The sequence below is a fragment of the Streptomyces sp. R44 genome, assembly GCF_041053105.1.
Classification (GTDB): Bacteria; Actinomycetota; Actinomycetes; order Streptomycetales; family Streptomycetaceae; genus Streptomyces.
Genome location: NZ_CP163444.1, coordinates 2,859,142 through 2,882,588 on the forward strand (window position 1 = coordinate 2,859,142; position 23,447 = coordinate 2,882,588).

The 23,447-nt window shown below is 72.6% G+C and carries 21 protein-coding genes; 12 read left to right on the forward strand and 9 right to left on the reverse strand.

Features of this window, described 5'->3' with window-relative positions; translation table 11 throughout:
- Positions 1 to 57: 57 nt before the first annotated feature.
- The 5 genes from AB5J54_RS13250 (at position 58) to AB5J54_RS13270 (ending at position 4,473) form a co-directional block, all read left to right on the forward strand.
- Complete coding sequence (locus tag AB5J54_RS13250; protein WP_369144124.1) at positions 58 to 825, forward strand: aminotransferase class IV; 768 nt, start codon at positions 58 to 60, stop codon at positions 823 to 825.
- Positions 826 to 846: 21 nt separating this feature from the next.
- Positions 847 to 2,550 (forward strand): right-handed parallel beta-helix repeat-containing protein, encoded by a 1,704-nt coding sequence (locus tag AB5J54_RS13255; RefSeq protein WP_369144125.1) that lies wholly within the window; start codon positions 847 to 849, stop codon positions 2,548 to 2,550.
- Complete coding sequence (locus AB5J54_RS13260; protein ID WP_369144126.1) at positions 2,547 to 2,954, forward strand: hypothetical protein; 408 nt, start codon at positions 2,547 to 2,549, stop codon at positions 2,952 to 2,954. Before AB5J54_RS13255 ends, AB5J54_RS13260 begins: the two co-directional genes overlap by 4 nt.
- A 247-nt stretch (positions 2,955 to 3,201) precedes the next feature.
- Entirely contained in the window at positions 3,202 to 3,759 is a 558-nt protein-coding gene (locus tag AB5J54_RS13265; RefSeq protein WP_369144127.1) for a hypothetical protein, read from the forward strand.
- A 96-nt stretch (positions 3,760 to 3,855) separates the two neighbouring features.
- A complete protein-coding gene (locus tag AB5J54_RS13270; RefSeq protein ID WP_369144128.1) occupies positions 3,856 to 4,473 on the forward strand; it encodes a class F sortase in 618 nt (205 codons plus the stop codon).
- Positions 4,474 to 4,479: 6 nt separating this feature from the next.
- On the opposite strand, the gene AB5J54_RS13275 is transcribed toward AB5J54_RS13270, so the two are convergent.
- Genes AB5J54_RS13275 through AB5J54_RS13285 form a run of 3 tightly spaced genes read right to left on the reverse strand, consistent with a single transcriptional unit; the run spans position 4,480 to position 6,842 of the window.
- Positions 4,480 to 5,265 (reverse strand): sulfite exporter TauE/SafE family protein, encoded by a 786-nt coding sequence (locus tag AB5J54_RS13275; protein ID WP_369144129.1) that lies wholly within the window; start codon positions 5,263 to 5,265, stop codon positions 4,480 to 4,482.
- Between the two features lie 37 nt (positions 5,266 to 5,302).
- Positions 5,303 to 5,491 carry a hypothetical protein gene (locus AB5J54_RS13280; RefSeq protein ID WP_369144130.1) on the reverse strand — a complete coding sequence of 63 codons (189 nt, stop codon included), beginning with the start codon at positions 5,489 to 5,491 and terminating at the stop codon, positions 5,303 to 5,305.
- On the reverse strand, positions 5,481 to 6,842 hold the full coding sequence (locus AB5J54_RS13285) for a ferric reductase-like transmembrane domain-containing protein (RefSeq protein ID WP_369144131.1): 1,362 nt from the start codon (positions 6,840 to 6,842) through the stop codon (positions 5,481 to 5,483). Before AB5J54_RS13285 ends, AB5J54_RS13280 begins: the two co-directional genes overlap by 11 nt.
- Positions 6,843 to 7,024: 182 nt before the next feature.
- Here AB5J54_RS13285 and AB5J54_RS13290 point away from each other — a divergent pair, with 182 nt between their 5' ends.
- From AB5J54_RS13290 to AB5J54_RS13315, 6 genes are all read left to right on the forward strand, one after another.
- Complete coding sequence (locus AB5J54_RS13290) at positions 7,025 to 8,596, forward strand: NAD(P)/FAD-dependent oxidoreductase (RefSeq protein ID WP_369144132.1); 1,572 nt, start codon at positions 7,025 to 7,027, stop codon at positions 8,594 to 8,596.
- Positions 8,596 to 11,127, forward strand: coding sequence for a nitrite reductase large subunit NirB (gene nirB / locus AB5J54_RS13295; RefSeq protein WP_369144133.1), 2,532 nt, complete (start codon positions 8,596 to 8,598; stop codon positions 11,125 to 11,127). Before AB5J54_RS13290 ends, nirB begins: the two co-directional genes overlap by 1 nt.
- Positions 11,124 to 11,486, forward strand: a complete 363-nt coding sequence (gene nirD, locus AB5J54_RS13300) for a nitrite reductase small subunit NirD (protein WP_369144134.1) — start codon at positions 11,124 to 11,126, stop codon at positions 11,484 to 11,486. The genes nirB and nirD overlap by 4 nt, the downstream gene beginning before the upstream one ends.
- A 37-nt stretch (positions 11,487 to 11,523) precedes the next feature.
- Entirely contained in the window at positions 11,524 to 12,108 is a 585-nt protein-coding gene (locus AB5J54_RS13305; RefSeq protein WP_369144135.1) for a TetR/AcrR family transcriptional regulator, read from the forward strand.
- Positions 12,109 to 12,188: 80 nt separating this feature from the next.
- Complete coding sequence (locus AB5J54_RS13310) at positions 12,189 to 13,544, forward strand: MFS transporter (RefSeq protein ID WP_369144136.1); 1,356 nt, start codon at positions 12,189 to 12,191, stop codon at positions 13,542 to 13,544.
- Between the two features lie 5 nt (positions 13,545 to 13,549).
- Positions 13,550 to 14,314 (forward strand): SDR family NAD(P)-dependent oxidoreductase, encoded by a 765-nt coding sequence (locus AB5J54_RS13315; protein ID WP_369144137.1) that lies wholly within the window; start codon positions 13,550 to 13,552, stop codon positions 14,312 to 14,314.
- Position 14,315: 1 nt separating this feature from the next.
- Here AB5J54_RS13315 and AB5J54_RS13320 read toward each other — a convergent pair whose 3' ends face one another.
- From AB5J54_RS13320 to AB5J54_RS13330, 3 genes are all read right to left on the reverse strand, one after another.
- Complete coding sequence (locus AB5J54_RS13320; protein ID WP_369144138.1) at positions 14,316 to 14,735, reverse strand: VOC family protein; 420 nt, start codon at positions 14,733 to 14,735, stop codon at positions 14,316 to 14,318.
- A gap of 89 nt (positions 14,736 to 14,824) precedes the next feature.
- The gene (locus AB5J54_RS13325) at positions 14,825 to 15,274 is read right to left on the reverse strand and encodes a group III truncated hemoglobin (RefSeq protein ID WP_369144139.1); all 450 of its coding nucleotides are present in this window, start codon (positions 15,272 to 15,274) and stop codon (positions 14,825 to 14,827) included.
- 54 nt (positions 15,275 to 15,328) lie between these two features.
- Complete coding sequence (locus AB5J54_RS13330) at positions 15,329 to 16,375, reverse strand: hypothetical protein (protein ID WP_369144140.1); 1,047 nt, start codon at positions 16,373 to 16,375, stop codon at positions 15,329 to 15,331.
- A 158-nt stretch (positions 16,376 to 16,533) separates the two neighbouring features.
- On the opposite strand from AB5J54_RS13330, the gene AB5J54_RS13335 reads away from it, so the two are divergent.
- Positions 16,534 to 17,691 carry an alkaline phosphatase PhoX gene (locus AB5J54_RS13335; RefSeq protein WP_369144141.1) on the forward strand — a complete coding sequence of 386 codons (1,158 nt, stop codon included), beginning with the start codon at positions 16,534 to 16,536 and terminating at the stop codon, positions 17,689 to 17,691.
- Here the strand turns inward: AB5J54_RS13335 and AB5J54_RS13340 are convergent.
- From AB5J54_RS13340 to dusB, 3 genes are all read right to left on the reverse strand, one after another.
- Positions 17,661 to 18,695, reverse strand: coding sequence for a helix-turn-helix domain-containing protein (locus AB5J54_RS13340; RefSeq protein ID WP_369144142.1), 1,035 nt, complete (start codon positions 18,693 to 18,695; stop codon positions 17,661 to 17,663). The genes AB5J54_RS13335 and AB5J54_RS13340 overlap by 31 nt on opposite strands.
- Positions 18,696 to 19,227: 532 nt before the next feature.
- Entirely contained in the window at positions 19,228 to 21,939 is a 2,712-nt protein-coding gene (ppdK, locus tag AB5J54_RS13345; protein WP_369149317.1) for a pyruvate, phosphate dikinase, read from the reverse strand.
- 357 nt (positions 21,940 to 22,296) lie between these two features.
- Positions 22,297 to 23,433 carry a tRNA dihydrouridine synthase DusB gene (gene dusB, locus AB5J54_RS13350; protein ID WP_123452108.1) on the reverse strand — a complete coding sequence of 379 codons (1,137 nt, stop codon included), beginning with the start codon at positions 23,431 to 23,433 and terminating at the stop codon, positions 22,297 to 22,299.
- Positions 23,434 to 23,447 lie beyond the last annotated feature (14 nt).

Sequence of the window (23,447 nt, forward strand, 5' to 3'; positions counted from 1 at the left end):
GCCCGGAGGAGAACCCGGCAGAGGCCAAGTGCCGTACGGGCGCCGTACGGTGAAGGCATGACGACACCTCCCCCGCACATCGAGATCGACGGAACCCCGGCGGCCGATCCGGAGCTCCTCGCGGCCCTCATGAGCGGCTACGGGCACTTCACGGCGATGCAGGTACGGGACGGGCGCGTGCGGGGCCTCGCACTCCACCTCGACCGGCTCGACCGCTCGACCCGCGAGCTCTTCGACCGGAAGCTGGACGGCGAGCGGGTGCGCGGGCTCGTCACCGGCGCCCTCGCGAACGCCGGGCGGCGAGACGCCTCGGTCCGGGTGTACGTGTACCCGGGCGTCCGCACCGCGGTGACCGTCGCCGACCCGGCCCCCGACGGCCCCGGCGCCCCGCAGCGCCTGACGACCGTCGACTACTGGCGGCCCGCGCCGCACATCAAGCACCTGGGCGGCTTCGGGCAGCGCTTCCACGGCGAGGCGGCCCGCCGGGCGGGCTTCGACGAGGCCCTGCTGACCTCCCCGTACGGCGAGGTGGCCGAGGGCGCGGTCACCAACATCGCCTTCTGGGACGGCACTTCGGTGGTCTGGCCGTCGGCGCCCTGCCTCGCCGGCATCACCATGGCCCTCCTGGAGCCGCGGCTGCCCTCGGTCCGGCGCCCGGTCACGCTGGCCGATCTCCCGGGCTTCCGGGCCGCGTTCGTGACCAACTCCCGGACGATCGCGCCCGTGACGGCGATCGACGAGACGGCGTTCGCGGTGGACGAGGAGCTGATGGGGCGGGTGTACTCGGCGTACGACTCCGTGGAGCGGGACAGGCTCCAGGGCTAGCGGGACGGGGGGATCACCGAGATGGTCGCGAGGTACGTCGTCTCGCCGCGCGGGGGCCGCCGGGCCCACCGCGACATCGCGTCGGCGCTCCGCGCGGCGGCCGCACGGGGCCGGGCGGCCCTGATCGAGATCGCGCCCGGGCGGTACGAGGAGGCGCTCACCGTCCGGGGCGAGGTGCGGCTGGTCGCGGCCGAGGGCCCGGGCTCCGTCCTGGTCGGCCGGACCCGGGGCGCGGCCCTGGACGCGTTCGGAACGGTCCAGGTCCACGGGCTCGTCCTGGTCGGCCGCGAGGCGGACGTCGTCGGCTGCCACACCGGGACGCTGACGCTGGAGCACACGGAGATCCGGGCCCACGGCGGCGTCGCGCTGCACGCCCGGCCGGGCACCTCCGTCACCCTGCGGGACAGTGTGGTCGCGCACGGCCGGACGCTCTTCTCCGGCGGCGCGGGGCTCGTCGAGCGGTGCCGGTTCACCGATGCCGCGGACAACGCCGTCGCCGTCATCGACGGGGCCCGCGTCTCGGTCCGGGGCAGCCGGATCGAGGGCAGCCGGATCCACGGCGTGCGGGTCAGCGACGCACAGGCCGAGGTCCTCGGCTGCGAGCTGACCGGCACCGGAAACGCGGCGCTCATGGCGGACGCCCGGGCTCACCTCACCGTCGCGGACTGCGCGATCACCGCCGTGCACGCGGAGGGGATCATGTTCACCGAGCAGTCCCGGGGCTCCGTCGACACCACGCGCGTCACGGACGCCCAGCACGGGATCGCCGCCGCGAACGGGGCGGACCCCCTGGTGCGCGGCTGCGTCCTCACCGACTGCCGGGACACCGGCATCAACGTCCAGAGCGGGGCCAGGGGCCGCTTCGAGGACTGCGAGGTCCTGAACGCGAGGAACGTCTCGGTGTTCTCGACCAAGGGCGGCGCGCCGGAGGTGCACGGCTGTCGCGTCGCGGGAGGGAACGTCGGCATCGCCGTCACCGAGGGGGCGAGGGGACACTTCACGCGCGTCCGGATCCAGGACCTGGCGAACTCCGCGCTGCGGGTCTGGAACGAGTCCGGAGCCGTGTTCGAGGGCGTCCGGGTGGACCGTTGCACGCTGGGCCTGGACACCAAGGGTGACGGCGGCACGACGGCCGACCTCTCCGACGTGGTGTTGCGTGACTTCGAGACCGCGGTGACCGCGCTCGGCGAGTCGAGGGTCACGCTCAAGGGCGTGACGGCGGAGCGCGGGGCGGTGGGCTTCTTCGCGGGCGAGGAGGCACGGGTGCTCGTGCAGGACAGCACCGTAACCGCCGTGAGCATCGGCGGGGCCGTTGCGGCCGGCAAGGGGAGGCTCTCCGCGAGGAACCTCACCGTGAACGGCTCCGAGGGAACCGGCCTGGCCGGGAGCGAGTCCGGCTACCTGGACGTGGCGAACAGTGAGTTCACCGACTGCGCGAGCGCGGGCGTCGCCTTCGCCGACCAGAGCTCCGGCCGCCTGGTGGACTGCTCCGTGAACGGGACGGGCGGAGCCGCCGTCCTGCACAACAGCCGCGTCGAGTTCGTCTCGCTGCGCACAACACTGCCGGTCGTCCGCAGGACCATCCGCACGGTCGACCAGCCCCCGACGGTCGTCAACCAGATCGGTCCGGTGTTCCACAGGGACGTCCACGGCGCCCAGTTCGCCTGGAACAACGACCACGTCACCCAGAACCAGCAAACCGAAGGAGACGATTCCTCCCGATGAGCGACCAGCAGAACACCCCGCGCAGCGACGGACCGGTCTTCAACCATGGCGTCTCGCACTCCCAGTTCGCCTGGAACAACGAGACCGTCACGCAGAACCAGCAGAGCAACAGCACGGTCGCACCGGGGTACGAGACGCTCGCCGAGCGGGTGAACGAACTCCTCCGGGAGCTCCCCCGGGCCGGCCTCGCCGAGCCGGACCGCCAAGGCACCCAGGAGGCGGCCGAGGAGGTCCTGGCGGAGATCACCGGGCCCGAGCCCGTCGAGCCGGGCCGACTGCGCCGCGCGCTCACCACCCTGCGGGGCGCCCTCGCGCCGGTCGCGACGGGGGTCGCGGCCGGGACGGCGGCGGGGGCGCAGGAGTGGGCCGTGGCGGCGATCGGCGGGCTGACGGGGATCGGGTAGCCCCGGGTCCCCTCCGGTGCTCACCCGTTCGGCACGGCCCGTCAGCCGGCACCCCGCGACCAGCCCTGACCTGCGAAAAGGTCGGGAATCCAGCCGACACACCGTATCGAACGGACCAATCCTGATGCCCCATCAGCAGGCGGGGCGGGCAGCGCGGCTCTTATCTCGGTCTCAGAAGGTCCGGCTCCGGGATGTCCCTCCCGGCAGGACCAGCCGGCATGACCGCTCGCGCGCCCCGGAGGACCCCATGCGCACCACTGCCCGCCTGTTCACCGGTACCGCGCTGGCGGTCCTCGCGATAGGGGCGTTCGGCGCCCCCGCGGCGTACGCGAACGACAACCAGGAATGGAACAGCGAGAGCCACGAGTCGAGCGGGAACAGCGGGAAGCACGAGTCGCTGGAGATCTTCCCGTCGTCCGCGTCCCCGGGCGAGACCGTCACCGTGAACACGCTCGCCTGTGGCAAGCACGGCCACGGCGTCGGGGACGCGAACTCGCTCGGCGCGGGCGAGTTCCAACTGAACCCGAGCACGCACAAGGAGGTCGTGGTCGGACAGTTCAAGGTGCCGGAGCACGTCAAGTCCGGCTCCTACTGGATCAGCGTGGCCTGCGACAACGGCAAGACCGCCCGGGGCGACCTGTGGGTCAAGCACCGGAGTCCCAGCGGCCACGTCCAGACCGGTGTCGGGGGCAGTGTCGGCCCCGACACCGCCCAGGTCACGGCAGGCGTGGCGGTGCTGGCCGCGGCTGCCGTCGGCGGGGTCGTGCTCCTGCGTCGCCGGGCGAGCGGCGCGCAGGGCCACTGAGACCACCGCCCGTCCTGCCCCCGCCGCGCGCCCGAACACGGCCCGGCGGGGGCAGGGCCACATCCACGAAGCGACCGAGGGAATCAGGGAACCCAGGTGAGCAACAGGACCAAGGGCTGGGTCATAGCCGTGGCCGCCTGCGCCGGACTCTGGCTCGTCCAGAACGGCTCGGAGAACGTCACCCCGCCCGTGCCGTCGGCCGCGCAGGCCTTCGCCGCCGGGCCGAGCGTGCACACCGACGCCGCCGCCGACCCGCTGCCGCCCTCCGCGCCGGTCCGGCTGCGGATCCCCGAGACCGACGTGGACACCCCGATGATGCGGCTCGGCCTCGCGGAGAACGGCGCGCTCGCCGTGCCGCCGGCCGCCGACCGGAACATGGCCGGCTGGTACGGGGACGGCACCACGCCCGGTGCCAAGGGCACCGCGATCGTCGCCGGCCACGTCGACAACGCGGAAGGGCCCGCCGTCTTCTACACCCTGGGCGCGCTCAGGAAGGGCCACCGGATCGAGGTGGACCGGGAGGACGGGAGGACCGCCGTCTTCACGGTCGACGCGATCGAGGTCTACGACAACAAGAACTTCCCGGACAAGAAGGTGTACGCGGAGGCCGACCGGGCCGAGATCCGGGTGATCACCTGCGGCGGCGGCTTCTCGAAGAAGAACGGCTACCAGGGGAACGTGGTCGCCTTCGGCCACCTCATCGGGGTCAGGTAGGACCCCTCACGCCCACTGGTCGAAGGCCAGCTTCGCGACCAGCGAGAGCACCACGACGAGCAGCACCCCGCGGACGAACTCGGCGCCCTTGCTCAGCGCCATCCGCGCCCCGACCGTCCCGCCGACCAGGTTGAAGACGGCCATGACGCCCGCGAGCTGCCAGTACACACTGCCCTGGTACGCGAACATCGCGAGCGCGCCCGCGTTGGTGCAGACGTTCACGATCTTCGCGGTGGCGGACGCGGTCACCAGGTCCAGGTGGAGCACGGCGGTCAGCGCGAGGACCAGGAAGGTGCCCGTGCCCGGCCCGAACAGACCGTCGTAGAAGCCGATCCCGCCGCCGACGACCACGATCGCGGTCATGATCCGCGCCCGGGTCAGCGGCGCCCGCTCCTCCCCCTCGGTCTTCGCGCCGAAGGAGGGCCGCAGCATCACGAAGGCGGCGACCGCGAGCAGCACCACCATGATCACCGGGCGCAGGACGTCGCTGCTGATCCCGGCCGCGAAGAACGCGCCGCTCATGGAGCCGGCGAGGGCCGCGAGCCCGATCCGTACCGCCGTCCACACCCGCACGGGCGCCTTGCGGACGTAGGTGACGGCCGCCCCGGTGGTGCCGACGATGGCGACGGCCTTGTTGGTGCCGAGGATCTGCGCGGCCGGGACGTGGGGCAGCCCGAGCAGCAGGGCGGGCAGCAGGAGCAGCCCGCCACCGCCCACCACGGCGTCGATCCAGCCGGCCACGAGCGCGGCGAGGCAGAGCAGGACCAGGGTTGTCAGCGTGATGTCGGGCATGGCCGTGAGCCTAGGGAGGAGATCGTTGCCCCGTCCATCAATCCGCTGATCGTTGAGCTACGTCTGAGCTTGCGGCGCCCGGCTCCCGGTCGGGGGCGGGCGGGGCCGCCGGGGTGACGACGGCGGTGAGCAGGGTCGCGGCGAGCGCCCCGGCGCCGAGGAGCGCGGCGGCGAGCCGGCGCCGGGCGAGCTCGGTGGGGCGCGGTGCTCGGTGTCTAGGCGGCATGGTCGAAGTCCTCGCTGTGGATACGGGAGGCCGGCACCCCGGCCCTGAGCAGGGAGGCGGTCGCGGCGCGGGCCATCGCGGGCGGTCCGCACAGGTACACGTCGTGGGTGGCGAGTTCGGGCACGAGGTGGCGCAACGCGCGGGGCGCGAGGGGGTCGAAGGCGCCGTCCGAGGGCCCGAGCAGGAAGTGCAGGGCGGCCTGCCGTGCGCGGGCGATGGTCTCCAGCTCGGCGCGCAGCACGAGCCCCGCCTCGTCCGAGGCCCGGTAGAGGAGGGTCACGTCACCGGGCCCGCCGGGCAGGGTCTCGAACAGGGCGCGGAGCGGGGTGATGCCGACCCCGCCGGCGAGCAGCAGGACCTTGCGGCGGGTGCGGCGGTGGGCGGTGAGCGCGCCGAAGGGTCCGGAGGCGAGGACACGGGTGCCGGGGCGGAGCCGGCGGATGCGCCGTGTGTGGTCGCCGAGCGCCTTCACGGTGATCCGCAGGGTGTCGTCGCGGACCGGCGCGGAGAGCGAGAACGGCAGGGCGGTCGCCCAGAGCCCGCGCCGCAGGAACCGCCAGCGGAAGAACTGGCCGGGCTCGGCGCGCAGCAGCGCCACTCCCCTGCCGCGGACGAGGACCGACACCACCCCGGGGCCCTCGTCGCGGACCTCGGCGACCCGCAGCTCGTGGCGGAGGGCGGCGCGGACGGGGACGACGAACCGGTACCAGACGAGGAGGACGGCGACGGTGCCGTGCGCCATCGACCAGAGCCAGCGGGTGAGGAGACCGCCGGCGAGGTCGGGTCCGGCGAGCTGGTGGACGAAGCCGAGCGCGGCGGCGAGCAGGGCGCCGAGGTGGACCGCCCGCCAGGTCTCGTGCCGGATGCGGCGGCGGACGGCCCGGGCGGAGGTGACGCCGACGGCGACGAGGAGGCCGGTGCCGGCGGTGGCGGCGGCGATCGCCCCGTACGCGAGGAGGTCCCCGGTGGCGGTGACGAGATCGGTACGGGTGTGCACGGCGTAACCGCACAGGGCGAGGAGGGCGTGGGCGCCGATCAGACCGAGGACGTACCGGCCGCCGAGCGCGTGCCAGCGGGCGAGCCGGTCGGCGCCGACGCCGTGCTCGACGGCCGGGACGCGGGCCATCAGCAGGAGCAGGACGAGGACGCCGTACCCGGCGAGGAGGCCGGTGAGGTGGGCGCCGGTCGCGAAGAACGCGTCGAGGCGGGCGGAGGGCCTGGCCTGCACGCCCCACAGCAGGGCCACGGCCCCGGCGCCGGCGGCGATCGCGTTCCGCAGCCGCTCGGGAGGCAGGCGCAGGGCCGTGGGCAGAGGTACGTGGGACGGGGGGTGGCTGGCCTCGATGGTCACGTCCGGCACCCTAGGGCGGCCCGTATACGGGAACGGCGTCCTTAAGGCGCGCTTGAGCCGAGACTGACCGGGCGTTAATCCGGCGGGCCTCACAGCGCCCGGCCCGACGGACGGAGATCAGCGTTCCGTACGGGAAACAGTCGGGATGCCGACGGGTAACACCGGCCCCGCACCCTTCCGGTATGAGTACACGGATCGTGGTGGTCGGGGGCGGAACGGCGGGCGCCCGGCTCGCCCAGCGCCTGCCCGTCACCCTCCTCGGCGAGGAACCGCACGCCCCGTACAACAGGGTGCTCCTCGCCGACGTCCTCGCCGGACGGTACGCCCCCGAGGTCATCGCCCTGCCCGGGACCCGGGAGCCGGTACGGCTCGGGGTGCGGGCGGTACGCATCGACCGCGCGGCCCGGACGGTCGCCTGCGCGGACGGCTCGCTCGTCCCGTACGACCGGCTGGTCCTGGCCACGGGCTCCAACCCGGTCCTCCCGCCGCTGCGCGGAGCGCGTGGGGCGGCCCTCCCGTCCGGGGTCCACCCCTTCCGCACCCTCGACGACTGCCTGGAGCTGCGCGCCGTCGTACGGCCCGGGGTACGGGCCGTGGTCATCGGCGGCGGGCTCCTCGGCGTCTCGGCCGCGCGGGCCCTCGCGGCGCTCGGCGCCGAGGTCGTCCTGGCGCAGCAGGGCGAGCGCCTGATGGAGCGCCAGCTCGACGAGCAGGCCTCGGCACTGCTCCGGGAGCACGTCGAGGCCCTCGGGGTCGAGGTGCACACCGAATGCCGGGTCAGCGGCCTGCGGCAGCGGGACGGGACGGTGACGGCGGTCGAACTCGCCGACGGCTTCGTCCTCGACGCACAGGTCGTGGTCCTGGCGTGCGGGGTCCGGCCCCGGGTGGCCCTGGCGAGGGAGGCGGGCCTGGAGGTCGCGAGGGGCATCGTGGTCGACGACGCCCTCCGTACCTCGGACCCGTACATCCACGCGATCGGCGACTGCGCGGAGCACGGCGGCCACGTGTACGGCCTGGCGGGCCCGGCCCTGGAACAGGCGGACGTCCTGGCGGAGGTGCTCCTGGCGGAAACCTCCACCCCCGCGCCCACGCGCACACGGGACGGCGCGCTTGACCCCGCACCCGCACCCGCACGGGACGGCGCCCGCCCGCCGTGTGGGCAATCGTCCCGCAGGGCGGGACGGGTGGGCACACGGGACGGCGCCCTTGGCGGCGCGCTCAGCTTCCGCACCGACCGGCACCCCAAGGACGCCGCGCATCCGGTGCGGGTCCAGGCACAGGAGGCGGAGGCACCCGCAAAGGTGCCGTCCGCTGTGCCCACCCTCCCCCAAGCTCTCGGCTTCGCTCGAGCAGGGGGGACCCCCATCGCCCCGGCGGAACGCATGCCCACAGCAGCGGAAGCTGCGCCCACCGCGGCGGCCGAAGCGGCGCCCACAGCGGCGGAAGCCGCGCCCACAGCGCGCTACACCGGCACCCGCGCCCTCACCCGTCTCACCCTCGGCGGCCCCGAGCCCCTCGACCTCGCCGCGTTCGGCGAGACGACTCCCCAGCCCGGCGACGACGTCGTCCAGCTCACCGATGCCACCCGCGCCGCCTACCGCAAGGTCGTCGTCCGCGGCGACCGCCTCGTCGGCGGCGTCCTCCTCGGCGACCTCGCCGCCGTCGGCGCACTCGCAAGGGCCTGGGAGGGCGACGAGGCCCTGCCCGACGAGGCCCCCCTGCTCCACCTGCTCACCCACGACGGAGGCTCCTGATGACCACCCCCACCATCGTCCTGGTCGGCCACGGAATGGTCGGCCAGCGGTTCCTGGAGGCGCTCGCCGACCGTGGCGTCACCGAGCGGGCCAGGGTCGTGGTCCTCTGCGAGGAGCCGCGCCCTGCCTACGACCGCGTCCAGCTGACCTCGTACTTCTCCGGGAAGACGCCCGACGACCTGTCGATGGTCGAGGACGGCTTCATGGAGAAGCACGGCATCGAGCTGTACACGAACGATCCGGCCGAGACGATCGACCGCGCGGCCCGGACGGTGACCGCCCGCTCCGGGCGGGTCGTCGCGTACGACACGCTCGTCCTCGCCACCGGCTCGTACCCCTTCGTGCCGCCCGTCCCCGGCAAGGACGCCACGGGCTGTTTCGTCTACCGCACGATCGAGGACCTCCTCGCGATCGAGGAGTACGCGAAGACGGCGACGACCGGCGCGGTCGTCGGCGGCGGTCTGCTCGGCCTGGAGGCGGCGGGCGCGCTCAAGGGCCTCGGTCTGGACACGCACGTCGTGGAGTTCGCGCCGCGTCTGATGCCGGTGCAGGTCGACGAGGGCGGCGGCACGGCCCTGCTGCGGACGATCGAGCGGATGGGCCTGACCGTCCACACGGGGACGGGCACGCAGGAGGTCGTGACGGCGGACGGCGCCGTGACGGGCATGAAGCTGTCGGACGGTTCCGAACTGGCCACGGACATGGTCGTGTTCTCGGCGGGTGTGCGCCCCCGGGACCAGCTGGGCCGGGACTGCGGTCTGGACGTCGGCGAGCGCGGCGGCATCGCCGTGGACGAGCTGTGCCGGACCTCCGACCCGGCGGTCTTCGCGATCGGCGAGTGCGCGCTGGCCTCGGACGGCCGGGTCTACGGCCTGGTCGCGCCGGGCTACGAGATGGCGCAGACGGCGGCGGCGGCGATCGCCGAGGAGACGGTCGACGGCTTCACCGGGGCCGACATGTCGACCAAGCTGAAGCTGCTCGGCGTGGACGTGGCCTCGTTCGGCGACGCGCACGGCACGGCCGAGGGCTGCCTCGACGTCGTGTACTCCGACTCCCGCTCGGGCGTCTACAAGAAGCTGGTGATCTCCGGCGACGGGGTGCTGCTCGGCGGTGTCCTGGTCGGCGACGCCGAGCAGTACGGGCTGCTGCGCCCGCTCACGGGTTCCGTGCCGCCGGTCTCCCCCGAGCAGCTGGTGCTCCCGGCGGGCGCGGGCGCCCCGGTCGCGCTCGGCCCGTCCGCGCTGCCGGACGACGCCGTGATCTGCTCCTGCCACAACGTGACGAAGCACGCGATCGGCCAGTGCACGAGCCTCCCCGAGGTGAAGAAGTGCACCAAGGCCGGTACGGGCTGCGGCAGTTGTGTGAAGACGATCGAGAAGCTGCTGCCGGCCGCCACCGACAAGGGGCTCTGCGGCTGCTTCTCGTACACCCGGAGCGAGCTGTACGAGATCGCCCGCACCCTGCGGCTGACCTCCTTCGCCGCGCTGCTCGACTCGCACGGCCGCGAGGAGGCGCGGGGCGGTGAGGGCTGCGAGGTCTGCAAGCCGACCGTCGGCTCCATCCTGGCCAGCCTAGCCCCGACACTCGGCATCGGCGGCTACATCCTGGACGGCGAGCAGGCCTCCCTCCAGGACACCAACGACCACTTCCTCGCCAACATGCAGCGCAACGGCTCCTATTCGGTGGTGCCGCGCATCCCCGGCGGCGAGATCACCCCGGACAAGCTGATCGTGATCGGCGAGGTGGCCCGCGACTTCGGGCTCTACACGAAGATCACCGGCGGTCAGCGGATCGACCTCTTCGGCGCCCGGGTGGACCAGCTGCCCTCGATCTGGACCCGGTTGGTCGACGCCGGCTTCGAGTCGGGGCACGCGTACGGCAAGGCGCTGCGCACGGTGAAGTCCTGCGTCGGGCAGACCTGGTGCCGCTACGGCGTCCAGGACTCCGTGAAGATGGCGATCCGCCTTGAGCTGCGCTACCGGGGCCTGCGCGCCCCGCACAAGCTGAAGTCGGCGGTCTCGGGCTGTGCCCGCGAGTGCGCGGAGGCCCAGTCGAAGGACTTCGGGATCATCGCGACGGCCAACGGCTGGAACCTGTACGTCGGCGGGAACGGCGGCGCGACCCCGCGCCACGCGGACCTGCTGGCGCAGGACCTCTCGGACGCCGAACTGGTGCGGCTCATCGACCGGTTCCTGATGTTCTACATCCGGACGGCGGACCGCCTGGAGCGGACGTCGACCTGGCTGGAGCGCCTGGAGGGCGGGCTCGACCACCTCAAGGACGTGGTGGTGCACGACTCGCTCGGGCTCTGCGACGAGCTGGAGGCGCTGATGGCCGCGCACGTCGCCGGCTACCGGGACGAGTGGGCGGAGACCCTGGACGACCCGGAGCGGCTGCGGCGCTTCGTCTCCTTCGTGAACGCGCCGGGGGCGCCGGACCCGTCGGTCCGGTTCGTGCCGGAGCGCGACCAGATCAAGCCGGACCTCACGATCCTCACGATCGGAAACCTGGAAGGGGCCACTTCCCGATGACGACGACGCTCGAAACGGCGGGGACGCTCGAACTCTCCCTGTCTCCCGACCTGTCCGGCGATTCCTGGATGGCGGTCTGCGAGGAGGCCCGGCTGACGCCCGGCCGGGGCGTGGCGGCGCTGCTGCCGGACGGCCGGCAGGTGGCGGTCTTCCGGGACCGCTCGGGCCGGACGTACGCGATCGACAACCGCGATCCGTTCACGGGGGCGCAGGTGCTGTCCCGGGGGCTCGTCGGCTCGGCGGGCGGGCGGCCGTTCGTGGCCTCGCCGCTCCTGAAGCAGCGTTTCGACCTGGAGACGGGCCGGTGCCTGGACGACGACGGGGTCGCGGTGGCGGTCTATCCGGTGCGCACGAAGTAACTTGACCGAGCGTTCCAGATAGTCGTACGGTCTCCTCGTGGCCAGGACCAAGGAATTCGATCCGAAGGCCGCGCTCCAGGCGGCGCTCGAACTGTTCTGGGCGCGCGGCTACGAGGCGACGACGATGTCCGACCTCGTGGAGCACCTCGGCATCGGCCGCGCCAGCATCTACGCGACCTTCGGCAACAAGCACGAGCTGTACCTGAAGGCGATGGACCGCTACCTGGAGACCCGCGACCCGCGGATCGTCGAGGAGCTGTCCGCGCCGGGCCCGGCCCTGCCGGCCGTGCGGGCGCTCGTCCGCCGCTTCGCCTCCGAGGCGGCGGCGGACGGGGAGCGGCTGAACGGCTGCTTCGTCACCAATTCGGCGGCGGAGCTGGGCCCGCACGACACGCTGGTCGCGCGCCGGGTCGAGCTGAGCTGGGAGCAGATCGAGACGCTGCTGTACGGGGCGCTCGTCCGGGCCCGCGCCGGGGGCGAGCTCCCGGCGGACCGGGACCCGCGGGCCCTGTCCCGGATGCTGCTCGTCCTGCTCCAGGGGATCCGGGTGGTCGGCAAGGTGTCGAGCGAGCCGGGCCGGGTCACGGACGCGGCGGAGCAGGCACTGGGACTGCTGGACTGAGGAAAGGGCGCCCACGGGGGCGCCCTTTCTTCGGCACTCAATCTGGAACGTACGGTCAAGTTCAATCTCGGGGGGTTCGGATGTCGATGACCACGGTGCGGGGCGCTCGGGAGGCCACCGGCCGCCGGGGTTTCCTGCTCCTCGGAGCCGTGCAGACGACGCTCGTCTTCACGCTCGCCTCCCTCGCCGTCCCCCTCCCCCGCATCGGCGCCGAGTTCCGGCTCGACCGCGCCGAACTGATCCTGCTGAGCGCCGCCTACGGGCTGAGCTTCGCCGGACTCCTCCTGCTCGGCGGCCGTCTCGCCGACCGCTCCGGCGGGCGCCGGGTCCTCACGGCCGGGCTCCTGGTCTTCGGTACCGCCTCCGCCCTCGCGCCGCTGGCCCCCGGGTACGGGACGCTGCTCGCTGCCCGGTTCGGGCAGGGCATGGGCGCGGCGCTCGTCGCGCCGGCCGCGATGACGGTGCTGCGGGCGCTGTACCCGGAACCCGCCGCGTACGGCAGGGCGATGGCCACCTGGGGCGGCCTCTCGGTGCTCGGCGCGACCGCCGGGAACCTGCTCTCCGGGGTCATCGCGGCGGCCACCTCCTGGCGCGGCACCTTCGGGGTCCCGATCGCAGTGACGGCGACGGCGCTGGCCCTGGCGCCGCGGCTGCTGCCGGCCACGCCCCCGCCCGGCGTCCGCCGCCCCCTCGACCTCCCCGGCGCCCTGCTCGCCACCACCGGGATCACGCTCGCCAGTTTCGGGCTCGTCCTCACCGACGCCCACCCCTGGGGCTCCGCCCCGGTCCTCGTGCCGCTGCTCGCCGGCCTCGTCTTGCTCGCCGCCTTCGGGGCCGTCGAGCGGCGGACCGCCGACCCTCTCCTGCCCCCGGACTTCCTGCGCGACCGCCGCCGCGCCCTCGGCCTCGCGGCCATCGGTCTCACGGCCGCCGGCACGGCCACGGTCTTCGTCCTGCTGTCCCTCGCGCTCCAGGAACAGCGCGGCTGGTCCGCGCTGCTCACCTCCGCCGCCTTCGCGCCCTTCGCGGTCGCCCTGCTCGGCGCGGGCCGGCTCGCGGGCCCGCTGATCGGGCGGTACGGCCCCGGGCCGGTGAGCGCCACCGGGCTCGGCACGGCCGCCGCCGGGCTCGGGCTGCTCGCCGCGACAGGTTTCGAGACGTCCGTCCCGTACGCGTACGGGCTGCTGCCCGGCCTGGTCCTGCTGCCCGCCGGTGGCGCCCTGTCCTTCGCGGGCGCCGCCGTCCTCGCCACCGACGGGGTCCCGGCGCACCGCGCGGGCCTCGCGGGCGGGGTCCTGAACACGGCGATGGAGCTCGGGCCGACCGTGCTCTTCGCCGCCCTGCTCACCCTCGGCGGCGACGCGGTGTCGCTGGCGGCCGCGGCCGTTCTGTTCACCGCCCTCTCCGCCACCGCGCTCCTCCACCAGAAAGGCTGACCACCATGTCCGCACGCTTCACCGACCGCACCGTCCTCGTCACCGGCGCCGGTTCCGGTCTCGGCCGGGCCATCGCGCTCGCCTTCGCCGCCGAGGGCGCGAAGGTCGTCGCCGCCGGCCGTACGGCGGAGTCCCTCGACGGGACGGTCGCCCTGATCGGGGCCGCCGGGGGCACCGCCGCCGCGGTGACCGCCGACGTGGCGAGCGCCGAGTCCACCCGGGAGCTGGTCCGGCGTGCGGTCGAGCTCTACGGCGGCCTGGACGTGGCCGTGAACAACGCGGGGGTCTTCCGGGGCGGCGGCCACAGCGCCGCCGACTTCCCGCTGGAGGACTGGCGGACGCTGCTCGACATCAACGTGACGGGCGTCCTGCACGCCCTGCAGGCCGAGGTCGCCCACATGCGGGCGAACGGCGGCGGGGCCATCGTGAACATCGCGTCCAACCTGGGCCCGCACGTCCGGATCCCCGGGGTCTTCGGCTACCAGGTCTCCAAGGCGGCGGTCTCGGCGCTCACCCGGGCCGCGGCCCTGGACCACATCGGCGACGGGGTCCGGATCAACGCGGTCAGCCCCGGCGCGGCGGAGTCCACGATGTCGCTCCAGCCCGGCGAGACCGAGGCGGAGCGGGAGGTCCGGATGAAGGAGCAGTCGCCCCTCGGCCGCATCTCGTCGGCGGCCGAGGTGGCGGCGGCGGTGCTGTACCTCGCGTCGGACGACGCGGGCTCGGCCGTCGGCACGGACCTGGTGATCGACGGCGGCGTCTCGGCCTGAATCAGCCCTGGCCCTGGACGGCCGCCGGATCCATCCAGAAGACCTCCCAGTGGTGGCCGTCCAGGTCGGTGAAGGATCGGCCGTACATGAAGTCCATCTCCATCGGCTCCTTCGCCGGACCGCCGCCGGCGGCGAGGGCGCGGTCGGCCAGCTGGTCGACCTTCTCCCGGCTCTCGGCGCTCAGCGTGACCAGGACCTCGGTGGTCTTGGTCGCGTCGGAGATCTCCTTGCCGGGCGCCATGAACGACTGGAACTTGGGCTCTTCGAGGAGCATCGCGAAGATCGTGTCGCTGATGACCACACAGGCCGTGGTCTCGTCGCTGAACTGCGGGTTCGAGGGGAAGCCCAGCTTCTCGAAGAAGGCCTTGCTGGCGTCGACGTCCTTGACGGGCAGGTTCACGAAGATCATCTGGGGGGCCATGGCGCTCTCGTCTCTCTCGTTCGGTGCTGTCGAGAGGTAAGACGGGCCTGCCCCTCGGAACTCATCGCTCTCCCGAGGATTCTTTTCGCTCAGGCCACGGAGCGCAGTTCGAGGGCCGCCAGCGGGACGAACCCGCCGCCCGTGCCCCCGGTGGCCGCCCCGGGCCCGGCGAGCCGGCGCAGCATGGCGAGGGCGATCCGCTCGCCCTGCGCCTTGGCCCGCTCGGCCCGCGGCCCCTGGTGGAGTCCGTCGACGGTGGCGTGCCACAGCTGCACCCAGCGGCCGAAGTGGGCGGCGGTGAGCGGCCGGGCGGAGTGGAGGGCGGCGTGCGGGGCGAAGGCGTCGCGGCCGTAGTCGGCGGTACGGAAGAGGGCGCGCTCCCAGAAGTCGGCGATGCGCGGCAGGTGGACCTCCAGGTCGGTCCCGGCGATCTCGGTGAAGAAGGGCCCGATCAGCGGGTCGGCGAAGGCGGCGCCGTAGAAGCGGCGCAGCAGCACGTCGAGGTCGTGGCGGTCGCTGATGTCCCGGGTGGCACGCATGCCCCCAGTCTGCCGACCGCCGACCCCTCCCCCAAGTGCCGAAGGTCCCCGTCCTCAGGCGGTCCAGCGGCGGACGGTGTCCGTGGTGGCGTCGTACGTGAGCCAGGTGCCGTCGCCGAGGGGCCGGACCAGGCCGTCGGCCGGGCCCGAGGGGTAGCGGACGCGCTCGCGTCTCTCCAGCGTGCGGGCGTCGAGGAGCCAGGTGCCGTGCGCCTCGGGATCGGCGTCGTACGCGACCCGGGTGGTGGCGAGGACGGTGTCGCCGTCGAGGAAGCCGCAGCCGTGGCCCCACCGGACCTCCTCGTTCTCCGCGAGGACCGTGCCGTCGAGGGCGTGCAGCTGGAGGTCGTTGCCGTTGTGCTCGACCGTGAGGAATCCGGCGTGATCGGGGTGGACGTCGAACAGGATGCGGTCGAGGCCGTCGTTCAGCCCGTCGTGGACGGTCAGCTCCCGCCCGTCCCAGCGCCCCCAGTAGACGAGGACGCCGTCCTGGCCCATGCCGACGCACAGGCCCATGTGCACGCCGTCGGGGTGGGCGAGGTGCCACGAGCCGGAGGCCACGCTGTCCGGCAGGGGCAGCCGGGCCAGCTCGCGGCCGTCCTCGGCGTCGAGGACGACCCAGCCCTCCAGGTAGTCCTCGGGGTCGTCCCCCGCCTCCAGGACGACGTGCGCCCACACGAACCGGCCGTCGGCGGAGATGCCGCTGGAGCCGGACTCGCTCCCCGGGCAGACCTGCCGCTCGTCGCCGGTGTGCGGGTGGCCGACGCGCTGGTCCCAGCAGGCGTGCTCGTACACCCACCGGGTCGTGCCGTCGGCGCGCACCGCCCGCACCGAACGCTGTCCGGAGAAGGCGGCGAAGGCCAGGTCGGGGTGGACCGAGTGGACTCCCCCGCCCCAGCCGGGCCACGGCAGCGGGAAGACGACGTCCGGCGCCCGGTCCCCCGCGAACAGCGCCTCCAGTTCGTGCACTTCGAGGTCGGCGCCGTGCGGCAGCAGGGCCCGGTGCCGGCCTGTGCCCCGCACTTCGAAGGGGCAGCCGTAGACCAGTTCACGTGCTCCGGGGAGCGCGACCGAATCGAGCAGGTGTGCGTCGACGTCCATGCCGAGAACCTAGCGTCCCACACCGACAGCGAGCGCCCGCCTCCGCTTCACCGCTCGTTGACGTCCGGTCAATTCCGTACTCCTAGGTTCCGGAAGCGCGCGACCCCGTCGCCCGACCGGTGCGGCGGGGCGGTTCACACCCTTCTGAGGAGTGAGACGTGGAGCGACGCAGTTTCCTGCGTGGAGCGGTCATCGGCACCTCGGCCGCCGCCTTCGGCGGCAGCCTGTGGCAGAGCGCGGCCGTCGCCGCCCCCGCCCAGCCCGGCGCCGGCCCCTACGGGGCGCTCGGCGCGGCGGACGCGAACGGCATCCAGCTGCCGGCCGGGTTCACCAGCCGGGTGATCGCCCGGTCCGGTCAGACCGTGACCGGCACCTCGTACGCCTGGCACAACGCCCCCGACGGCGGCGCCTGCTTCGCCGACGGCTCGGGCTGGATCTACGTCTCGAACTCGGAGATCAACCCGAGCGGCGGCGCGAGCGCCGTGAGGTTCGACGCGGCGGGCGCGATCACCGGCGCGTACCGCATCCTCTCCGGCACCCGCCAGAACTGCGCGGGCGGCAAGACGCCGTGGAACACCTGGCTGTCCTGCGAGGAGGTGTCCCTCGGCTACGTCTACGAGACGAACCCCTGGGGCGGCACCGCCACCCGCCGCGACGCGATGGGCCGGTTCAAGCACGAGGCCGCGGCCGCGGACCCGGTGCGCCAGGTGGTCTACCTGACCGAGGACGAGACGGACGGCTGCTTCTACCGCTTCGTCCCCACGACCTGGGGCAACCTCTCCTCCGGCACCCTCCAGGTCCTCACCGCCGGCACCGGCACCTCCGGCACCTTCGGCTGGCAGAACGTGCCGGACCCGGACGGCTCCCCGGCCACCACCCGCACCCAGGTGTCCGGCGCCAAGCACTTCAACGGCGGCGAGGGCTGCCACTACGCGAACGACACCGTCTGGTTCACCACCAAGGGGGACAACCGGGTCTGGCAGGTGAACCTGGCCGCCGGGACCTACGAGCTGGCCTACGACGACTCGCTGGTGGTCGGTGGCGGCGCCCCGCTCACCGGCGTGGACAACATCACCGGCTCGTCCTCCGGCGACCTGTACGTCGCCGAGGACGGCGGCAACATGGAGATCTGTCTCATCACCCCGGACGACGTGGTCACGCAGTTCCTGCGGATCAACGGCCAGTCCGGCTCCGAGATCACCGGACCGGCCTTCTCCCCCGACGGCACGCGGCTGTACTTCTCCAGCCAGCGCGGCACGAGCGGCAGCTCCTCGGGCGGCATCACCTACGAGGTGACGGGCCCGTTCCGCGCGTAGTTACCCGCGTAGCATCGCAGGTCGACCTGCCGTTGGGCGCCGCCGAGCAGGGCGGCGCCCAGCGGCGTCAGGGTGTGCAGGACGGCGTTGCCGTGGCGGAGGGTCGCGATGAGCCCGGCCTCGCGCAGCACGCCCGCGTGCTGACTGGCCGAGGCCAGCGACACCCCGGCCCTGCGGGCCAGCTCGCTGGTGGTGCCGCCGTCCCCGATGGCGTGCAGGACGGCCGAGCGGGTCTGGCCGACCAGCTTGGCGAGGGAGGAGCCGCCCGGCGCGCGGACGGTCGCCGTCTCGCCGTGCGTGACGGGGTAGACGAGGACCGGCGGCAGCTCCGGGTCCCGCAGGACGACCGGGGTCCCCCGGCAGAAGAACGAGGGCTGGAGCAGCAGTCCCCGCCCGTCGAGGTGGACGTCCCGGTCGACCGGGTAGTCCGCCTCCAGGACGGGTGCGCGCCAGCGCAGCATCGGCGGCAGCGAGGCGAGCAGCTCCTCGGCGCCGCCGTCCAGGAGCGCCCGGCCGCGGCGGGCCCGGTCGGCCTCGACGCGGGCCCGGATGTGCGGCCAGTACGGTTCGATCGCGGCCCGGTGGTAGCTGCGCAGGGCCCCCACGAGCCGGTCGAAGGGCTCCGCGCCGCCGTCGGCGAGGGCGCGCAGCGAGTGCGGCACGGTCCGGCCGCCGGAGCGGTCGGCGGCGAGCAGCGAGAGCTCGTCGCGGAGCCGGCCGTGTTCGGTGGCGCGGATGGCCTGGAGGCCCTCGTCGAGCCCGTGGACGCCCTCGGCGGGCGTCAGGAAGTCGGGGAAATAGCCGCGGCTGGGGACGAGCGCGGCGAGGAGCCGGGTCTCACCGCCGAGCCGCATCCGGGCGTCCGTACGCCATTCTCCGTAGACGACGGGGCCGCGCCGGTCCCTTAAACGGTGAAAGCTCAGAATCGTTTCCCACAGAACGTCCGGCCGGGCGGCCGTCCGCACCCCTGCCAAATCGTTCCCTGTGAAATGAATCCGCAGCATGAAGGTCCCCACCTGTGCACTCGCAACCACCCCCGACGACGAGTATGCACAGCATCACTGCACGTTACCAGGGTGTTTCAGCCACAGTTGAAAGGCATCGCGGCAATCAGGGGGGAACCGAAAAGCTGTACGGGTCGGGCAGGAAACCTTCAGGACCGAGGTGACGTGGTGAAGACCGTGGGGGGCTTTGCCCGTCCGGCGGCGGTCGGCGAGGTTGCGGCTCACCTGCCCGACATCGGTAAAGGGCGCGGCCTCCGGGTGGGGATCCGGGGGTCGCGCCCGCCCCGTTCTTTGCGACACGCAAACGTAGAAGTTCAATAGCCAATAATTCAATCGGCCGTAATTGAACATGAACTCACATGTGCCCGGCAAAGCTCCGCGGGTATACGACGGGACGGACACCTCCGCACAAAAGGTGTCCGTCCCGTCTCTTTGTGAATCCGGAGCCGCCGCCCGTCGGTGAGGGTCAAGACGTGACCGACGGCGGCCCCGGTGGCTCTGTGTCCGCTGCTGAACCGGGGTTCAGCAGGGCTCAGCGGCTGTCGCTGCCCTTCGCACCGGACGCCGCGCGGCCCGCCTCCAGGCGCGCCACCGGGATCCGGAAGGGCGAGCAGGAGACGTAGTCGAGGCCGACCTCGTGGAAGAAGTGCACCGACTCCGGGTCGCCGCCGTGCTCGCCGCAGACACCGAGCTTGATGTCGGGGCGGGTGGCGCGGCCGGCCTGGACGGCGCTGCGGACCAGGGAGCCCACGCCGTCCTTGTCGATGGTCTCGAAGGGGCTGACGCCGAAGATGCCCTTCTCCAGGTACGCGGTGAAGAAGGAGGCCTCCACGTCGTCGCGGGAGAAGCCCCAGACCGTCTGCGTCAGGTCGTTGGTGCCGAAGGAGAAGAACTCCGCGGCCTCGGCGATCTGACCGGCGGTCACGGCGGCGCGCGGCAGCTCGATCATGGTGCCGAGCGCGAGCTTCAGCTCGACGCCGGTCTGCGCCCGGACCTCGGCGATGACCTGCTCGGCCTCCTCGCGGACGATCTCCAGCTCCTGGACGGTGCCGACGAGCGGGATCATGATCTCGGCGCGCGGGTCGCCCTTGGCGTCGATGCGGTGGGCCGCGGCCTCCGCGATCGCCCGGACCTGCATGGTGAACAGGCCGGGGATGACCAGGCCGAGGCGGACGCCGCGCAGACCCAGCATCGGGTTCTGCTCGTGCAGCCGGTGCACGGCCTGGAGCAGGCGCAGGTCGTTCTCGTGCGGCTCCTTGCGGGACTCGGCGAGGGCGACGCGCACCGAGAGCTCGGTGATGTCGGGCAGGAACTCGTGCAGCGGCGGGTCGAGCAGGCGGACCGTGACGGGCAGCCCGTCCATGGCCTCGAAGAGCTCGATGAAGTCCTGCTTCTGCAGCGGCAGGAGCGCCTTCAGCGACTCCTCGCGCTCGGCGTCCGTGTCGGCCAGGATGAGGCGCTCGACGTACTGGCGGCGCTCGCCGAGGAACATGTGCTCGGTGCGGCACAGGCCGATGCCCTGGGCGCCGAAGCGGCGGGCGCGCGAGGCGTCCTCGGCGTTGTCGGCGTTGGCGCGGACGCGGAGGCGGCGGACGCGGTCGGCGTAGGCCATGATCCGGTGCACGGCGGCGACGAGCTCGTCGGCGTCGTCGGCGCCGGCGTGCATGCGGCCCTCGAAGTACTCGACGACCGGGGAGGGTACGACGGGTACCTCACCGAGGTAGACCTTGCCGGTGGAGCCGTCGATGGAGACGACGTCGCCCTCCTCGACGACCTGGCCGTCGGCCGTGGTCATCCGGCGGCGCTTGGTGTCGACCTCCAGCTCCTCGGCGCCGCAGACACAGGTCTTGCCCATGCCGCGGGCGACGACGGCGGCGTGCGAGGTCTTGCCGCCGCGGGAGGTGAGGATGCCCTCGGCGGCGATCATGCCGTCCAGGTCGTCCGGGTTGGTCTCGCGGCGGATCAGGATGACCTTCTCGCCGGAGCGGGACCACTTGACGGCCGTGTACGAGTCGAAGACGGCCTTGCCGACGGCGGCGCCCGGGGAGGCGGCGATGCCGCGACCGACCTGCTCGACCTTGGCGTTCTCGTCGAACTTGGGGAACATCAGCTGGGCCAGCTGGGCGCCGGTGACGCGCTGGAGCGCCTCGGCCTCGTCGATCAGGCCCTGGTCCACGAGCTGCGTGGCGATGCGGAAGGCGGCACCGGCGGTGCGCTTGCCGACACGGGTCTGGAGCATCCAGAGCTGGCCGCGCTCGATGGTGAACTCGATGTCGCAGAGATCCTTGTAGTGGGTCTCCAGCGTGTTCATGATCGCCATCAGCTGGTCGTACGACGTCTTGTCGATCGACTCCAGCTCGGCGAGCGGCACGGTGTTGCGGATGCCGGCGACGACGTCCTCGCCCTGCGCGTTCTGCAGGTAGTCGCCGTAGACGCCGGCGTGGCCGGAGGCGGGGTCGCGGGTGAAGGCGACGCCGGTGCCGGAGTCGGGGCCGAGGTTGCCGAAGACCATCGAGCAGACGTTGACGGCGGTGCCGAGGTCGCCCGGGATGCGCTCCTGGCGGCGGTACAGCTTGGCGCGGTCCGTGTTCCAGGAGTTGAAGACGGCCTCGATGGCGAGGTCCATCTGCTCGCGCGGGTCCTGCGGGAAGTCGCGGCCGGTCTCGGCCTTCACGATCTTCTTGAAGTGCTTGACGACCTTCTTGAGGTCGGCGGCGTCCAGGTCGGTGTCGCTGGCGACCTTCTTCGCGGCCTTGGCCTCGTCGAGGGCCTCCTCGAAGAGCTCGCCGTCGACGCCGAGGACGGTCTTGCCGAACATCTGGATCAGGCGGCGGTACGAGTCCCACGCGAAGCGGTCGTTGTCGGCCTGGCGGGCGAGGCCGGCCACCGACTCGTCGGAGAGGCCGATGTTGAGGACGGTGTCCATCATGCCCGGCATGGAGAACTTGGCGCCCGAGCGGACCGAGACGAGAAGCGGGTTGTCGGCCTGGCCGAGCTTCTTGCCCATCTGCTGCTCGAGGGCGTCGAGGTGCGCGGTGACCTCGTCGCGGAGCTCGACCGGCTCCGAGCCGCTCTCGAGGTAGACCTTGCACGCCTCGGTGGTGATCGTGAAGCCCGGAGGCACCGGCAGACCGAGGTTGGTCATCTCGGCGAGGTTGGCGCCCTTGCCACCGAGCAGGTCCTTCAGGTCCCTGTTGCCCTCGGTGAAGTCGTAGACGAACTTCTGATCATTAATTTCCGACACGGGTCCCGACTCCTCGATGACTCGGTTGGCTGCCCTGACGGCGAGGAACATACCCAGATCGAAGGCTTCTGGGGAGGTACGCCTGCCGGTCACACGGTCTTAACCACCCGTCCGCCAGCACTTCGAAAGTTACCGAGGCGAAGATTCCGGTTTCACGCCCCGAAGGCCAGTTGACCCAATCCAGCACTTAGTCGCTCACATGAGCGCCCAATCGAGCACTTGCGTTCAAGTCTTGAACGCAAAAGGGGTGGCACTCAGTGCCACCCCTTCAGTCTTTGCAGCTACCCGTAACCTGCTCATCTGAGCACCACCCCCCTCAAGGGTGGCGAGGATCACTCCTCCGGAAGGGGCTGAATCTCAGCCTCCGGACGTGTCCAGCTCGGCGTCCTCGCTCACTCCGGCGCAGTCGTAGGGGTCCTTCAACCAGCCGTCCGGCAGGACAACTCGGTTGTTTCCGGACGTACGACCCCGGGGGCCGTCCGCACCCACCGGCCACGGCTGGTCCAGGTCGAGCTCGCTCAACTGAGCGCGCAGCTCGTCCAGAGAAGAGGTGATCGCGAGCTTCTTGCGCATCTCGGAGCCGACCGCGAAGCCCTTCAGGTACCAGGCCACGTGCTTGCGGAAGTCGATGACACCGCGTGCCTCGTCACCCAGCCACTCGCCGAGCAGCCGCGCGTGCCGCACCATCGCGTCCGCGACCTCCCGGAGTCCCGGCTGCGCGTAGGCGCCGGTGCCCTCGAAGCCTGCCACGAGGTCCCCGAAGAGCCACGGGCGGCCCAGGCAGCCCCGGCCCACGACGACGCCGTCGCAGCCCGTCTCCCGCATCATCCGCAGCGCGTCGTCCGCCGACCAGATGTCGCCGTTGCCGAGCACCGGGATCTCCGGCACGTGCTCCTTGAGCCGCGCGATCGCGTCCCAGTCGGCCGTGCCGCCGTAGTGCTGGGCGGCGGTCCTGCCGTGCAGGGCGATGGCGGTGACACCCTCCTCGACGGCGATCCGGCCGGCGTCGAGGTAGGTGATGTGGTCGTCGTCGATGCCCTTGCGCATCTTCATCGTGACCGGCAGGTCGCCCGCGTTGGTCACGGCCTCGTTGAGGATCGCCCGCAGCAGCGGCCGCTTGTAGGGCAGGGCCGAGCCGCCGCCCTTCCGGGTCACCTTGGGGACCGGGCAGCCGAAGTTCAGGTCGATGTGGTCGGCGAGGTCCTCGTCGACGATCATCCGCACGGCCTTGCCGACCGTCACCGGATCCACGCCGTACAGCTGGATCGAGCGCGGCTTCTCCGTCTCGTCGAAACGGATGAGCTGCATCGTCTTCTCGTTGCGCTCGACCAGGGCGCGCGTCGTGATCATCTCGCTCACGAACAGTCCCTTGCCGCCGCTGAACTCACGGCAGAGGGTACGGAAGGGGGCGTTGGTGATGCCGGCCATCGGGGCGAGCACCACCGGCGGCTGCACGATGTGCGGCCCGATGGCGAGAGGGGTGAACGCGGTCATTCGGCCATTGTCCC

What these genes read in the sequence shown, in the direction of transcription:
- AB5J54_RS13315 (WP_369144137.1), top strand. Translation starts at nt 13,550, where the DNA reads ATGTCCGCACGCTTCACCGACCGCACCGTCCTCGTCACCGGCGCCGGT.
- AB5J54_RS13255 (WP_369144125.1), top strand. Translation starts at nt 847, where the DNA reads ATGGTCGCGAGGTACGTCGTCTCGCCGCGCGGGGGCCGCCGGGCCCAC.
- AB5J54_RS13310 (WP_369144136.1), top strand. Translation starts at nt 12,189, where the DNA reads ATGTCGATGACCACGGTGCGGGGCGCTCGGGAGGCCACCGGCCGCCGG.
- AB5J54_RS13275 (WP_369144129.1), bottom strand. Translation starts at nt 5,265, where the DNA reads ATGCCCGACATCACGCTGACAACCCTGGTCCTGCTCTGCCTCGCCGCG.
- AB5J54_RS13340 (WP_369144142.1), bottom strand. Translation starts at nt 18,695, where the DNA reads ATGCTGCGGATTCATTTCACAGGGAACGATTTGGCAGGGGTGCGGACG.
- nirB (WP_369144133.1), top strand. Translation starts at nt 8,596, where the DNA reads ATGACCACCCCCACCATCGTCCTGGTCGGCCACGGAATGGTCGGCCAG.
- AB5J54_RS13280 (WP_369144130.1), bottom strand. Translation starts at nt 5,491, where the DNA reads ATGCCGCCTAGACACCGAGCACCGCGCCCCACCGAGCTCGCCCGGCGC.
- nirD (WP_369144134.1), top strand. Translation starts at nt 11,124, where the DNA reads ATGACGACGACGCTCGAAACGGCGGGGACGCTCGAACTCTCCCTGTCT.
- AB5J54_RS13260 (WP_369144126.1), top strand. Translation starts at nt 2,547, where the DNA reads ATGAGCGACCAGCAGAACACCCCGCGCAGCGACGGACCGGTCTTCAAC.
- AB5J54_RS13330 (WP_369144140.1), bottom strand. Translation starts at nt 16,375, where the DNA reads ATGGACGTCGACGCACACCTGCTCGATTCGGTCGCGCTCCCCGGAGCA.
- AB5J54_RS13290 (WP_369144132.1), top strand. Translation starts at nt 7,025, where the DNA reads ATGAGTACACGGATCGTGGTGGTCGGGGGCGGAACGGCGGGCGCCCGG.
- AB5J54_RS13250 (WP_369144124.1), top strand. Translation starts at nt 58, where the DNA reads ATGACGACACCTCCCCCGCACATCGAGATCGACGGAACCCCGGCGGCC.
- AB5J54_RS13320 (WP_369144138.1), bottom strand. Translation starts at nt 14,735, where the DNA reads ATGGCCCCCCAGATGATCTTCGTGAACCTGCCCGTCAAGGACGTCGAC.
- AB5J54_RS13325 (WP_369144139.1), bottom strand. Translation starts at nt 15,274, where the DNA reads ATGCGTGCCACCCGGGACATCAGCGACCGCCACGACCTCGACGTGCTG.
- AB5J54_RS13265 (WP_369144127.1), top strand. Translation starts at nt 3,202, where the DNA reads ATGCGCACCACTGCCCGCCTGTTCACCGGTACCGCGCTGGCGGTCCTC.
- dusB (WP_123452108.1), bottom strand. Translation starts at nt 23,433, where the DNA reads ATGACCGCGTTCACCCCTCTCGCCATCGGGCCGCACATCGTGCAGCCG.